7 protein-coding genes and 2 pseudogenes are annotated in these 11,990 nt (G+C 46.7%); 4 read left to right on the top strand and 5 right to left on the bottom strand.

What is annotated here, in order from left to right; all coding sequences use genetic code 11:
• Nucleotides 1-566: 566 nt before the first annotated feature.
• On the bottom strand, nt 567-1,247 hold the full coding sequence (locus tag RIE73_RS02145; RefSeq protein WP_446399616.1) for a PEP-CTERM sorting domain-containing protein: 681 nt from the start codon (nt 1,245-1,247) through the stop codon (nt 567-569).
• 472 nt (nt 1,248-1,719) lie between these two features.
• Between RIE73_RS02145 and RIE73_RS02150 the strand changes: the two are divergent.
• From RIE73_RS02150 to RIE73_RS02160, 3 genes and pseudogenes are all read left to right on the top strand, one after another.
• Nucleotides 1,720-2,448, top strand: a pseudogene (locus RIE73_RS02150) (Uma2 family endonuclease).
• A gap of 50 nt (nt 2,449-2,498) precedes the next feature.
• Nucleotides 2,499-2,821: pseudogene (locus RIE73_RS02155) on the top strand (hypothetical protein); the annotation flags it as partial.
• A 284-nt stretch (nt 2,822-3,105) separates the two neighbouring features.
• Complete coding sequence (locus RIE73_RS02160; protein ID WP_446399617.1) at nt 3,106-3,783, top strand: Uma2 family endonuclease; 678 nt, start codon at nt 3,106-3,108, stop codon at nt 3,781-3,783.
• 318 nt (nt 3,784-4,101) lie between these two features.
• Here RIE73_RS02160 and RIE73_RS02165 read toward each other — a convergent pair whose 3' ends face one another.
• Nucleotides 4,102-6,798 carry a GAF domain-containing protein gene (locus tag RIE73_RS02165; protein WP_446399618.1) on the bottom strand — a complete coding sequence of 899 codons (2,697 nt, stop codon included), beginning with the start codon at nt 6,796-6,798 and terminating at the stop codon, nt 4,102-4,104.
• Nucleotides 6,799-7,749: 951 nt separating this feature from the next.
• The gene (locus RIE73_RS02170) at nt 7,750-8,622 is read right to left on the bottom strand and encodes an S-methyl-5'-thioadenosine phosphorylase (RefSeq protein ID WP_446399619.1); all 873 of its coding nucleotides are present in this window, start codon (nt 8,620-8,622) and stop codon (nt 7,750-7,752) included.
• Here RIE73_RS02170 and RIE73_RS02175 point away from each other — a divergent pair.
• Nucleotides 8,621-8,770: a hypothetical protein gene (locus RIE73_RS02175; RefSeq protein ID WP_446399620.1), complete on the top strand. Its 150-nt coding sequence runs from the start codon at nt 8,621-8,623 to the stop codon at nt 8,768-8,770. The two genes, RIE73_RS02170 and RIE73_RS02175, sit on opposite strands and share 2 nt — an antisense overlap.
• 125 nt (nt 8,771-8,895) lie before the next feature.
• Here the strand turns inward: RIE73_RS02175 and murJ are convergent, their stop codons facing one another.
• Together murJ and RIE73_RS02185 are read right to left on the bottom strand one after the other, a co-directional pair.
• Nucleotides 8,896-10,494 (bottom strand): murein biosynthesis integral membrane protein MurJ, encoded by a 1,599-nt coding sequence (gene murJ / locus RIE73_RS02180; RefSeq protein WP_446399621.1) that lies wholly within the window; start codon nt 10,492-10,494, stop codon nt 8,896-8,898.
• A 320-nt stretch (nt 10,495-10,814) separates the two neighbouring features.
• On the bottom strand, nt 10,815-11,618 hold the full coding sequence (locus RIE73_RS02185) for a creatininase family protein (protein ID WP_446399622.1): 804 nt from the start codon (nt 11,616-11,618) through the stop codon (nt 10,815-10,817).
• Nucleotides 11,619-11,990: the final 372 nt, after the last annotated feature.

The following is an 11,990-nucleotide window of genomic DNA, read 5'->3' on the forward strand; positions in this document are numbered from 1 at the left end:
TCGCCATCACCATCGTGTAGGGGCGGGTTTAGGGATAAACCTTGAATCAACACTGCTAACCTATGTTCAAAACCCGCCCTTAATCCTGGGCATCTCTTCCATAACCTTGATCCAAATAGTCTTGATTTTTATATGGATAAACTAAACTATCGTCAACTGGTGCAAGCAATCCTGAAACCTCATGTAAACATAATGTAGGGGCGGGTTTAGGGATAAACGTTGAATCAACACCGCTAGCATTGCTGCAAAACCCGCCCTACCCCTACCTAAAATTGGGGAATAGATTTGATGATTCAATCAGGCACACATTGGGAAAGGGCGCACGTTAGCAAAGGGCGCACGTTAGCAAAGGGCGCACGTCAGTAAAGGGCGCACGTCAGTAAAGGGCGCACGTCGGTGCGCCCCTACGGTTTCTGGATGGAATTCTTATTTACCCGATTAGGTATATTATGCTCCGCATTGTTTACCGTTCACTCATTATCGGGAATCAAACAAGACAAAAGTCTCCCTTTTCAGAGAGACTGATAACCAGGCTATATTAATTGAGTCGCTCAATATCCTCTCAGTTAATTGTTATCTTTATTCTTCTGCTTTTTAGCATTCTTTCTATTGACTAACGCACCAAAACCTAGAGCCGTTGCAGCACCAAAAATAGTCATGGGTTCAGGAACAGGTTCAGGTGTGACGTCAGCCGTCCTGAATGCCACTTCGCCAATTCCTACGCTATTACTAGCTTGATAACTATCCGTAATATCCATGCGGATAAACTGGGCAGTCGTTGTATTGAAGTTAAAGACTTGGGCAGTGTCAGCGCCAGCCTGAAAATTTTGAACAAAAGAACCTAAGCTGACAAAGCTACCATCTACTCCAGTCAACGAAGCAAACAGATCGAAGTCTTTTACACTCGTTACACCAGCCGTACCCCACATCGCCATCCCATCCAAGTCAAAAACGTTCCCTAAATCAAACGTAACTGATCCGGGAGCAGAACTACTTCCAATCCAACTAACGGAAAAACTTTGTGTAGGATTTCCAGACAAATAGCTAGCAAACTCTGTCACACCACTGGTATAGGTAGTAGACAAACCAGATTGGTTAATCGCATTATCAAGGATAAAAGACCCAAATTCTCCTAAAGTTGTTGAAGCCGATTGAGGTTGAATAATTTGAGCGGCTTCGGCTTGAGTAATCGCTCCCAGTGCCATAACGGTAGCGCCAACGGTAACAAGAGATAATGATTTCAGCATGGTTTAATTAGATGATGTCGTTTGCTTTGAGCAGTTAATTTGCTTCAATAAATAAATCATGAATTACCCCCCCCGATGGTGTCAAGATGTATGTTGAAAGTTTACAGAAACTTTAAATGATTGAAATTTGAAAATTTATCAGGTGTATAAATGAGTTGTGAAATAGTGATGCTGAGAGAATCAGGGTTTCAGGTTTATTTTTGTTCACAAATCATTTAAACTAACGGGAAATTGTTTAACTCGTTTTGTAAAGTTGTGATGAAGCGATAAGGCTGATTGTCAAGAATGCGAATCATCCCTGAATTGGAAAAGACTATGCGATCGCGATCGGCTACACACCCTGATTAGCTTCATCTGTAGGGTGGAGAGAGCGTAGCGCAGAGCACCTTAACCAATGTATGAGGCGATCGCTCTTCCTGGGTGGGGGAGATTGCTTGATACAATTACAGGGTAGGTCGGGTTATTCATAACGATGTCTGATCAGCCCTTACCATTAACCTCTATGTTCGCACCCGCTCGACATTTGCCACCGTTAGAAAATGGAGATCGCCTAACCTCCCGTGAATTCGAGCGTCGTTACAACGCCATGCCAGAACTAAAAAAAGCCGAACTGATAGAAGGAATAGTTCATAAGGCGTCGCCTCTACGCTTTCAACCTCATGCCCAACCCCACGGACGTTTAATCACCTGGCTAGGAGTTTATCAAGCTGCTACACCCCAGGTACAAATGGGAATTGAACCCACTCTCCGTTTGGATAGGGACAACGAACCGCAACCCGATGGCGTATTGCTAATTAATCCAGAGAGTGGGGGTAACTCTACCCTAAGTGAAGATGGATACTTAGAAGGAGCGCCAGAATTATTGGTAGAAATAGCGGCTAGTAGTGCGGCGATTGATCTGGGAGATAAGAAGCGTGCTTATCGGCGCAATAGCGTACAGGAATACATTGTTTGGCAAGTCTTTGAACAAAAGATTGATTGGTTTAGTTTCAACGATGGTGATTATATTTCCTTGTTACCTGATTCTGAGGGACTGATTTGCTCTCAAGTATTTCCCGGATTGTAGCTGGATGCGCCAGCGATGCTCCAAGGGAATCTGCAACGGGTTTTGCTTTCCTTGCAATCAGGAATCAATTCCCCAGAGCATCAAGCCTTTGTTCAACAGTTAATCGCACGGCAGCAACAATATGGGAATGGTTAATGGAATTCTCCTCTACCCGATTAGGTATGTCATTCCCCTTTTTTTGTCAAGGTCATACGGAACGGGAAGTTTGTAACGGCACGACCGGATTTTTAACGGAAACCTATCCCCACTACACCTGTTCCAAAGGCTTTAGTCGCTGGATAGAGAAGCACAATCGTTACTCAACAGATGAAGCCAAAGAAACCTGAAGGGGTGACAAGCAGCTCAAAAGCTTGGCAGGCAAAGCATTTCCCCCTTCAGCAAAGAAACCCTTTATCAATTAAACCATCACCCGATCAATTGGTCTGATTTATTCTGGGGACGTACTGAAGTTCAACGCCGCCGCGCTTTGAAGGATTTATCCTTACGTTTACCCTGTCGTCCCCTGCTCTGAGGGCGACCCGATCCAATTGAGTGGAATAGTGTTGTCCATTGATGCAAGCGGGTCGCCCCTACAGTTCGTTCCTTTATCCTATTTGAATCCCTCGCCATAACCATCGTGTAGGGGCGGGTTTAGAGATAAATCTTGAATCAACACCGCTAACCTTTGTTCAAAACCCGCCCTTAATCTTGGGCATCTCACCCCTCACCCTTATGCCAAACATTATTTATAACCGTCATCGCACAACGCTAAAATAAACGTAACCGTTAGCGATTAAAATTAAAGCGTGTCAGATGTCAATTAGTCCCACCGTTTCTCCTCCTCCCCTAGAAAGTGGCGATCGCCTCACTCGCATCGAATTTGAGCGTCGCTATCAGCAAATGCCAGAAAACAAAAAAGCCGAATTAATTGAAGGAGTGGTTTACGTGGCTTCACCCGTTCGCGCCAATCGTCACGGTAGACCCCATGCCAAAATCATAACCTGGTTGGGAATGTATGGAGTGGCGACACCGGGAGTTGATGTGCAGGATAATACCACAGTACGTCTGGATGCCGATAACGAACCGCAACCCGATGCTTTACTGCGAATTGAACCGGAAGTCGGGGGAAATTCTCGGATTACTGAGGATGATTATATTGAAGGCGCACCGGAGTTAGTTGTTGAAGTGGCAGCTTCAAGTGCCTCTTATGATTTAAACGATAAACTGAATGCCTATCGTCGCAATGGTGTACAAGAATATATTGTCTGGCAAAGTTACGAAAATCGTATTGATTGGTTTCGCTTAGAAGAAGGACGATATGTTTCCGTAGAACCCGATGCAGCGGGGATTATTAAATCTCGTCTTTTTCCGGGATTATGGTTAGCGGTAAATGCGTTGCGCGAGGGGAATTTAGCTGAGGTTTTAGCCGTGTTGCAGCAGGGAATCCAGACAGCCGAACATCAGGCATTTGTCCAGCGTTTAAATCCATAAGCGTAGCGATTCTGTAGGGGCGCAAGGCTTGCGCCCAGGATCATTTCTAAATGATTAAACCGAGGGCGACCCGATCCAATTGAGTGGAATCGTTTTGTTCATTGATGCAAGCGGGTCGCCCCTACAGTTCATAAAATCCCTCGCCATAACCATCGTGTAGGGGCGGGTTTAGAGATAAATCTTGAATCAACACCGCTAATCTATGTTCAAAACCCGCCCTTAATCATTGGCATCTCACCTCTCACCCTTATGCCAAAGATTATTTATAACCGTCATCACTCAACGCTAAAATAAACGGACTCAGTAGGTAGGGTTGGCTTAAGAACTGATAACTTGTTGAATAGGAATCTCGATCCAAAATTCAGTTCCTTTACCCGGTGTAGAGGTACAGTGAAGAACGCCATGATGATGTTCGACCACAATTTGATAACAAATCGTCAATCCTAAACCCACCCCTTGTCCGACAGCTTTCGTAGAAAAGAAGGGATCAAATAGTCGTGCTTTGACCTCATCTGTCATTCCTAGTCCATTATCAGCAATTTGAATCACAATTCGGGGACAATTCATTACCGATGGTTTCTTGTCCTCATTCTGGATATCTAGCTGCGAGTCTGGCTGATCAGAAGAATCCGGGGAACCTTCCAATATCCCTGTGCGAATGGCAATAATCGGTGCTGGATAATCAGGATTTTCTTTAAACGACTTCTCTAAAACATCGATCGCGTTGTTGAGAATGTTCAGAAACACCTGGTTTAGCTGTCCAGGATAACATTCTAGCTGGGGCAAATCCCCATACTCGGTTAGCACTTTAATCTCTGGCTGGTTCCCTTTGGGTTTGAGGCGATGTTGCAACATCAGTAAGGTACTCTCAATGCCCTGATTTAAGTCAGCCTGTTTCATTTCGGCTTCATCAAGGCGAGAGAAATTGCGTAAACTCAGAACAATTGAACTAATCCGATCCGTTCCCCGTTGCATGGAACGCAGCAGTTTGGGTAAGTCATCAGCGATAAAGTCAACATCAATGAGTTCTTCTTGTTCGGCAATCGGATCGGCTGGATCGGGATAATGCTCTTGATACAGGCGTACCAAACTCAAGAGGTCATAAAAATAGGCACTGGCGTAGGTCAAGTTATTGTGAATAAAATTAACCGGATTATTCAGTTCATGTGCCACACCTGCCACTAATTGTCCCAAACTGGACATTTTTTCACTCTGTACCAGTTTGGCTTGGGTAGCTTGAAGCTGGTTTAGGGTTTGTTCAAGTTCTTGGGTTTGGGCTTGGGCAATCTCAGCGCTTTCTCGGGCTTGGGTATAAAGGGAGGCTTGATCCAGTGCGATTGTCAGTTGCGCTACAACCGCTTGCAACAGTTCCACCTCACTATTATCCCAGGGACGTTTTTCGATGCCATGAATACAGCTAATCGCACCAATATCTCCCGCCCGGGTTCTAATGGGTAGGGACAAGATCGAGGTATATCCCTGTTGGGTTAAAAATTGCTGTAGGATTGGGTCTTCACAGGTTTCTACATCATCAACCTGAACCACCTCTCGCTGAAGAATTCGCTGGGCAAGGGGGGCGATTTCCTCGGTGGAATGTTGACCGATAGAGCTAGATAAATCAGGGGTTTTGGCTTCTTTGACCACATCCCAATAGGGGGGTTCGGCTTTGAGTCGATACCAGAGAAATTGACAGCGATCGATTTTCAGTAACGTGCGAATCGACTCGACGGCGGTTTCCAGAATCGTGTGCAGTTCTAGGGAGTTGCGAATTTGATTGGCAAGTCCAAACAGTAGGGATTCGCGGCGACTGAGGAGTTCTGAACGCGCCCAATATTGGTCAATGGCGACAGCAATCGCATTGGCAACCCAGCTAAAGGTGCGCCGAGATTCTGAGTTGAGGGATTGATTCCCCAATAAGATCATGCCACTCCTCAGTCGATCTTCCACCACCGCCGCCAGTGCGGAAATCCGGCTGTGGCTAGGTGGGGCGGGGGTGGTGGGCATCGCTGGGGGATGGATTAATCGGGAAAGATGAGATCCTAAACCTAAGGGTTTAAAAGAGCTTGTCTGTTTTGCCGCCGTTAAGGAATACCGCTTCAAGGTGTGAGGTGTTTCTGGGTGGCGGGATTCAGCAGTAGGCTGGGATTGGTGAATCTCCCGCGAGACAAGGACAAGTTCGATGACGTGATGGGTTTGAGGATGGCGTATCGGGTTAATCGTACTTTCTAGCCAGCGATAATCGCCGCTGTGATGACGGATGCGATAGCGAATCGGGTGCTGGTGTTGGCAATCCGTTGGGTTGGAGTAGATTTTTTTGATGACGGTAACATCTTGAGGATGGACAAACTCGTCAATCCCATGTCCCACTAACTCATCGGGTTCATATCCTAACAGGGTGCGACAAGCGGGTGACGCATATAAATAGACGCCATCGGTTCGATGGTGAGCAATCAGATCCGCAGACGCCTCAACTAATACTTGGTAACGGTTGTCTCCCTGGTTCAACTCCTGCATTGCCTGTTGATGATGCCATTGATCCAGTCGCAGAGCAATTAAATTCGCGATCGCGCTGGCAAAGGTTTTGTCTTGAGGCGTCCATTCTCTCGGACTGGATGCGCTTTGTTCGTAGCTGAGAATACCGATAATCTGTTCATTTTGCCAGATCGGTACATCCAATCGCCCCAGGGATAGAGGACTGGTGAGATAACAACACTTGTCCGGTAATACAGGAGGGTTGATGTCTTCTCCCTGGCTTTGCCCTGGGGTTTTTTCCCAGCCTTGCTCCTGTGTACCCTTCTCGTACCGTTCCACACAATTAAGCTGGGAACCTGCATCGTTGTACAACCATACGCTGACTCGCTCAACGTCCAATGCATCAGCGGCGGCTTTTGTCAAGTCACGGATTACGGTGGTCAAATCTCCTGGGTTGAGTCTCTGAGATTGAGTCAACTCGAACAACACCATCGTTTGGTTTTGCCAACGTTTGATGCTGTTAATATGAGCATCATTTGCCAATTCCTTTGAACCCCTACTCTGCTTTCTAGTTGCGATCACTTCACCTGTCTTGTACTAGCAGTAGCGTCATGAATAATAATAATTTGGCTGATCTGGACATTGAGTTCAGTGAGATAGCCATGTTTCTTCAAAAGATTGGCTAGTTCCAAACTCAGTTATTGTCTGATTTTCAGCCGCAGCTTTTTACGACTCAGGCATAGATGTTCTTTTTCTCCTTTTGGGCAAAAGCTGCGAGTTTCACCCATTAGGATTCAACTGCTTTTGCAAACACCCTGGCTGTAATTTTTCCCATTCTCTGTTAAGGGTACAGCAGTTTGGCACTCTCTTAATACACAACCTTAACCTAAACTGCTAACAACGTCAGCTTTTGTGGGAATTATTTTTTTATACCTGTCATATCAATTAATTAAATCTCCCAGGATCGTGAGTGATGTACTCAGACTGTCCTCTGGGAGATTGCTCTCACTCGTGCTAACGTATTACGAAATTTTTATGTTGTATTACAAATAGTTTGGCATGAGATAGTTGAATGAGAGAGTCGAGGTAACCACCAATGTCTGAGTATGAATAGTAGATGCACCCTGTTTACCCAACCTCTGTTAACCATCTCTCAACCAGGGTCAGAACCTGTAGCTAACAGAGGCTTTCTGCAACAACGGCGATTAGAAAAAATCTTTTGATGCCGCTGTAATACAGTTGGGTCATACAAACCATCATACACAGTTAGAACGGTAAATATGGGGATAAGTTTACGTTTATTCATATTACGTTGTATTACGCAAACTTTCTCAGTATGGGTGAGGGGTGATAGGGGAACAGGGGGAGCAATGTAGAGACGTGCCATGGCACGTCTGGGAGCAGGGGGAGCAGGGGGAGATGAGGGAGATGAGGGAGAGGATTACCAATGAACCATGAACAATCAACAAATGACATAAGACATAAGACGAATGACTACAAATATTTCTCCAAGAAAATGCTTAACTTCTGCTTCGTCGCCTCTGGTGCTTTGTCGAGAGGAGTCAAAATCGCATACTTTAACGCCGAGTGTGCCTCGGATGGGGGCGGATTTTGGGCAATACGCCGCACGGTTTCTTGAATCACCTGTTGAGCATTCGTCGCATTGCGCTGTAAATTGCCAATTACCATTTCTACAGTTACGCTGTCATGATCGGGATGCCAGCAATCATAATCGGTGACTAGGGCTAAGGTAGCATAGGCGATTTCCGCTTCTCGCGCCAGTTTAGCTTCCGGTAAATTGGTCATCCCAACCACCGTTGCGTTCCAACTGCGGTAGAGATGGGATTCAGCTTGAGTAGAAAAGGCGGGTCCTTCCATACAGATGTATGTGCCACCACGATGGAGGGTGACATCGGCTAACTGTAAACTAGCCACCGCATCAGCTAAAACCCCGGCGAGTTGGTTACAAACGGGTTCAGCAAAGCCAATATGCGCCACAATCCCCTCACCGAAAAACGTAGACACGCGATTTCTGGTGCGGTCAATAAATTGATCCGGGATAACCATGTCCAAGGGTTTGGCTTCTTCCTGAAGGGAACCCACGGCGGAGGCGGAAATCAGATACTTGACGCCTAACTGTTTCATCGCATGGATATTGGCGCGGAAGGGTAATTCCGTGGGCATGAGATGATGGTTACGACCATGACGGGCGAGAAAGGCGACGGGGGTTCCTTCGAGAGTGCCGACAATTAAGGCATCAGACGGTTTACCAAAGGGGGTATCGAGTTGCACCTCTTGCACATCTTTGAGGGCATCCATTTTGTAAAGTCCGCTACCGCCAATAATGCCAATGGTTGCTTGTGCCATGATGCCTAACTACCTTTTGCTGCTACAATGCCCAGATATTGTATCGGGAAATGGGGTGCGATCGCTCAATTGGCTGGGTATTGGCATGCCGCATTTTCTGAGATCAGATTGTAGTGCGATCGCGCCTGGGCAAGATGCTCTAAACTAGATGAAGACAGCATTCACTTTTACTTCCTCTGTGGCTTTTGCCCAGGGAAGGTCGAGTGCATCAGCGGTGAACTGCTTCGAGATCATTCGATTTTCTTGGCTTGAATCCGAGAAGGAGTAGGTGTTTCATCTTCCCAACTTCTGACGCAAACGACTGACTAAAATATCCACTTCCGGTAACTTCAATCGCGTCACCAAAACTGCAAAAATCCCCAACGCTACAGACATTGCCAAACTCAGTTGTAAGACTTGCAGCAATAAATTCTCACTCCCCACAACCTTTTGCCAGCCCCAACTCACTCCCCAACTGCCCAATCCCGCCACAACACTACTCCCCGCCAACCCCACCAGCGCTATTCCCCATTCCCCTAACGGTAAACCATGTAGCCGCCGATTTAACACCCACAACAGCCAACTCATGGAAATAATATTGACGCCAATCGTGGCAAAAACTAAACCCGGTGTGGCAAAGGCATTCACCAACAAATAATCTAGCACCGCATTAATAAAGATATTGGCAATACTAATCCGAAATGGCGTCTCCCCATCCCCCAACGCATAAAATACCCGCACTAAAACATCCCGTGCTAAATAAAAGAACATCCCCAACCCATACGCCATCAATACCGGGGCAACAATTTGGGAAGCCTCTGCACCAAAAGCATAGCGTTCATAAATTACCCGGACAATCGGCACGGATAGGGAGATAAAAATCGCCGTCAGGGGTAACATCGTCAACGCCGTCAACAATAATCCCTGACGAATCCGCACTTTCAACTCCACCCAATTCTCCGGTGCCGCTAACCGAGAAAACACAGGCAGCATCGGCACCAATATCATATTAGAAATAATTCCCAGAGGCGTCAGCACAATAAAATTGGAATAGCGCATCGCCGCCGCCGCATTCGGGATAAACGAGGCGAAAAATAGATCGGTATACACATTAATATGTAACATCCCAGAGGATAGCGTCGCCGGTGCCATTACCCGCATCACCTCCCTCACCCCTGGAAGCCGCCAATTAAACCGCAGCCGTAACCGCCCCATTCCCGATCGCCACTGGGCAATCAGTTGCATCACCCACTGCCAAATCGCCCCGGCTAGAGTACCCACAGCTAACACAATACTACCCAGGCGGATATACTCCGGGGTATTCACTTGTCCGCCAGAGTAGACTGTCAATATCCCCAACCCCGCAATCACCGCCAAGCTAGAAAATAACGGGCTAACACTAGGTAACCAATATTGATCTGAAGCATTCAGCGTTCCGAAACCAATGCCAATCAACCCCGCTAGAACCGCCAACGGTGCCATAATTTGCAACTGTTGCACCGCAAGCGATCGCGCGGGTTCCTCCAATCCAGGGGCGAGGATATCGATAAAGGTGGGCGCAAACAGAATCAGGATAATCGTCACCAGCAACAATATCCCACTCACCAACGTCGTCACTGTTTCCACCAGAGGGGCGGCTTCCGACTTATCCCGTTTTGCCAGCACACTCACCAAGGCGCTATGAAACGGACCATTTATCCCACCCAGTAAGATCAGCAGAAAGCCTGGAATCACGTAGGCGTAGGCATAAGCATTCACCACCGGACCCACACCAAACGCCGCCGCGATCGCTTGTTCACGGATCAAACCAAAAATTTTACTAATCAGGGTGGCAATTGCCACAATCGAGGCAATTCCGGCAAGAGAACGAGACGGTTTAGGCTTGTCAGACACGAAAGGTTACTATTTTTGGTGACTTATCCTATTTAATCCTGAATCGGGTCACACGCTTCAGGTAAATCTAGCTAATTATCCTCCAAAGCCTGAAACTAGAGTGTAACTCCAGTCATAGCAGTTAGTCGTGGGGAAGAAGTAATCAGTCAGGAGTTCCCTTTAGCCACTGTAGGGGCGGGTTTAGGGATTTAATCCTATTGATAATGTTTGTGGCAAAACCCGCCCTTTCTGAAGGTTTAATGTATATTTTACGTTGATAGTTTCGGTGTTGCGATGATAGGCTAAAGCCCTTACTACAAGCGACGCGATCGCACGTTCCCTTACTTACCCTGAGGTTGGCGAAACTGATAGATATCCTGGATTACCCGTACCCAACCGGATACCAAAGACTCTAGGATGCGATCGCCTTTTTCTTTGGTTGCGGGTGTGGGATCACCCAATGTTCCACTCTGACTCAATTCTCGCGTTAACCAAGCAAACGGTAACTTTCCCTCCATACTCAATAAACTATCTTCCGGTAACCCTTGAGGATATTCAGCCACCGCCCGTTCCATTTTCACCTGTTCTGGTAACAGGGATAACATCAAACTCGTTTCCGCATCTCCTGCATGAATTCCCAACTCCAACTCCTTGGCTGAAATTAACTCCTTCGCCACATTAGGAACCCGCCAAGTAAACAGGGGAAATACCAGAAAATCCCCATACTTTTGATGAATATCTCGCGCCGCAATTTCCATCACCTGGGGTTGTCCCCCGTGGGAATTCATCAGCACTAACTTCCGGAATCCCGCCCGATAAATACTATCCGCCACCTCCATTAACACCGCCAGCAACGTTTGGGCGCTGAGAGTAATCGTACCGGGAAAATGCCAATGTTCATTCGATTTCCCGTAAAATAAATTCGGCAACGCATAAGCAGGGATATCCGGTTCCAGTTGGGCTAGGGCTTTACCCAGAACCCCGACACCAATCGCCGAATCCACAACTAAGGGCAAATGATGACCATGTTGTTCAATTGCGCCAACGGGTTGAATAATCACCACATTCTCCTTATTTGGCATAGTTTGGATATCTTTCCAGGTGAGATAAGGAAAGAAGCGTTCTGGGGGAATAAAACTGTGCATTTTAGGGTTTGGCTTCTAAATTAGTCCAATTAAACTATAAGGCAGATGGCAGACGGGAAGGAATAAGGTTGTAATAAACAAGGAAATGATTCCCGTTTCAACGAAAATAATATAATCCCAATCCATAGATCAATTTATTTGTAGGGGCGGGTTTAGGGACAATTGTAGGGGCGGGTTTAGGGACAATTGTAGGGGCGGGTTTAGGGACAATTGTAGGGGCGGGTTAAGGGACAATAGTAGGGGCGGGTTTAGGGACAATTGTAGGTGCGGGTTAAGGGACAAATGTAGTGTCGGGTTTAGGGACAATTGTAGGGGCGGGAGTAGGTACTAAATTACGCTAGTCAAACATAAAGGAAAAACCAAACCCTCCCA

The sequence above is a fragment of the Coleofasciculus sp. C1-SOL-03 genome (assembly GCF_040220555.1).
GTDB lineage: Bacteria > Cyanobacteriota > Cyanobacteriia > Cyanobacteriales > Coleofasciculaceae > Coleofasciculus.

Excerpts from the sequence above, each read along its gene's own strand:
- RIE73_RS02185 (WP_446399622.1), bottom strand. The coding sequence starts at position 11,618 with ATGCACAGTTTTATTCCCCCAGAACGCTTCTTTCCTTATCTCACCTGG.
- RIE73_RS02145 (WP_446399616.1), bottom strand. The coding sequence starts at position 1,247 with ATGCTGAAATCATTATCTCTTGTTACCGTTGGCGCTACCGTTATGGCA.
- RIE73_RS02160 (WP_446399617.1), top strand. The coding sequence starts at position 3,106 with ATGTCAATTAGTCCCACCGTTTCTCCTCCTCCCCTAGAAAGTGGCGAT.
- RIE73_RS02175 (WP_446399620.1), top strand. The coding sequence starts at position 8,621 with ATGATGCCTAACTACCTTTTGCTGCTACAATGCCCAGATATTGTATCG.
- RIE73_RS02170 (WP_446399619.1), bottom strand. The coding sequence starts at position 8,622 with ATGGCACAAGCAACCATTGGCATTATTGGCGGTAGCGGACTTTACAAA.